Source organism: Xanthomonas arboricola pv. guizotiae (assembly GCF_002940205.1).
GTDB classification, from domain to species: Bacteria; Pseudomonadota; Gammaproteobacteria; order Xanthomonadales; family Xanthomonadaceae; genus Xanthomonas; species Xanthomonas arboricola_C.
In genome coordinates, this window is sequence record NZ_MDSK01000088.1 from 1 (window position 1) to 2093 (window position 2093).

Annotated in this window: 2 protein-coding genes; both read right to left on the bottom strand. The window is 59.7% G+C overall.

Translation table 11 applies throughout. The features are described from left to right. Positions 1-147 precede the first annotated feature (147 nt). Positions 148-1398, bottom strand: a complete 1251-nt coding sequence (xopAP, locus tag XarbCFBP7408_RS21880; RefSeq protein ID WP_104564688.1) for a XopAP family type III secretion system effector — start codon at positions 1396-1398, stop codon at positions 148-150. Between the two features lie 64 nt (positions 1399-1462). Beyond that, complete coding sequence (locus XarbCFBP7408_RS21885; RefSeq protein ID WP_104564689.1) at positions 1463-1747, bottom strand: hypothetical protein; 285 nt, start codon at positions 1745-1747, stop codon at positions 1463-1465. Between the last annotated feature and the right edge of the window lie 346 nt (positions 1748-2093).

A 2093-nucleotide genomic window follows, 5' to 3' on the forward strand; every position in this document is an offset into this window, starting at 1 on the left:
TCGTAGTGGCGCTCCCGTGTAGAACCTGGCCCATAGTGCTTCCTTCCAATCGAGGGAAAATAGTGCACCATCAAAGCCTGGGATCAAACACCTAACTTGCTGCCAGCCAAGAAATTTTTTACGGATTCCTGCCGACCGTCTTCCGGCTTACAACCCTGTTAGAGAATTTTTAAAGGAGACGAACAGTTGCCTTCGGGAAAGACGCGAGTCTCCGGATGTCCCTTCTGACACCTCCACGGGAGAGAAGATGCGCTGCAACTTGGCCTGCTCGATCTTGGACAGGAAATAAGGGCCCCACAACGTCAATTCGTGGTTGTCCGCCAGATTGATCCTGCTCGCCGGCTGGTCTGTAATGGTGACGAATTGCGCGAAGCGATCGCCGCTGGCGCTGCCGGCGCGCTCGCCAGTGGCTGCCCTGTCTTGATTCCAGTGCGGGTGATGCATGAAAAAGGGCATGGACTGGATCGGATCCAGCGTGCGAGTGAACTGGCGCAGCGTGAAGTGCAATGCGCTGCGCTCCGATGTCAGGTTGTCCCTGTAGCGCCTCACGATGCCCGCTTGCCCCAGCCGTGGCGGGTTGAAGGCATACACGCTGACCTTGCCACTGGCCCCGGCCGCACGCAGAAAGTGCGCGATATCGAAGCCGGCGACCATGGCCCCTGACGCGCCCAAGCTATGTCCCGTCAATGACATCAATAATGCCTTGCCGCTGTCCCGCGCCAGGTTCGAGTAGCGTATCAGCACGTCCTTCATGATGGCTCCTTCGGTGCGCGGCAGCTGAGCTTCGGAGTGCCACCATTCCTGCCAGCCTGCGCCCACCTTGCCCAACGTGGGAAGGCGTTCGTCCAATATGTTGACGTGCGGCTGGGCGATCTGGCTTCTCATGTTGCACAGCAGATCGTTGGTCACATCCAAGCGAGTGCCGGAGAAACCCAGCACCACCACGATCGCGTCGTCCGTCGCACCCTCCCACAATTTCAACCGCGGCGTGGACATCGGCGCATCAAGATGGAGCCCGCCGATGTCGGCCACCGTCGCCAGATCGGCCGTGTAGGATTCGCCCGCGCATGCGCGCATGCATTCGAGGACAACACGGCAGTGCATCTCCCATTGCTCATCCTGCCTGGACGACTGTGCCGATGCACCATCCACCTGTGCAATCGCACTGGCGAGATCGGAGGTTTGGGCATCTATCTGCAGCAGAGGCACGTGACATGATCGCTCTGCCTTTGCCACGATCGATTGCAGCGTCTTGCGTATGCGTTTGACCGGCGCAGCATTGAGGCCGGCGAACGCCCCCGCGCTGTCGCGCACCCGACAGGGGGAAGCGGTAACGGACACAGGCGCACCGACGTCGGCGACGACAGTCTTCGCGTGCGGAAGACTTAGCAAAGACATTGAAGCAGTTCGCATCTCGTCAGATTCCAAATGAGTCCGCAGGGATTAGACCTCGCAAAGGCGATCAACTGAAACGTCTGCGGCGGATCTGCTCGCGTTCCTCCGCGGTCAGATCATCAATGTGGATGTAGTGGACGCCTAGACCGCGCGGTGAGCTCAGAAGCTGCGATTCGCTCTCGTCCTGGCTATGGTCGGGCGAAGAGATCAGCCCAACGATCGTTCCATGCGGGGCCACCCGCCATAGGGCCACGCGCTGGAAGACACGTGGCTCATCGGCCTCGGCAGCTTGTGAATAGGTGGCGTACCAACCATCGGCAGGCAGGTAGCGATAAGAAGCGTAGTCGTTCATAGCGTCTCTGTGCGATGCGGGATGACGCTCTGATTGTCGATATGCGCCGGTAGGCGGGATGCGGGAGTTTCTGATTTGGCGCTGCAGCTACGCACCGGGTCATCTGGGCTTCGCTGCTGCGGGAAGGGTTTCGCGCACTACGCGCAGTGCACCGGATGGGCTGCGAGAGCTAACAGCTACCTGTGGCGGGGCGTTGGGACGGCCAACCCGCACCTGAGCGGTCGGCGCTGGAACCCTGCTCGCAATGCCATTGCTAGAGCGTGTTATGAACTTTGAAAGAGCGTGGCTGCATTTCCAAGCATCAGAATCGTGAAGACAACAAAGTGCAAACCGGCCAAGGTTTCCG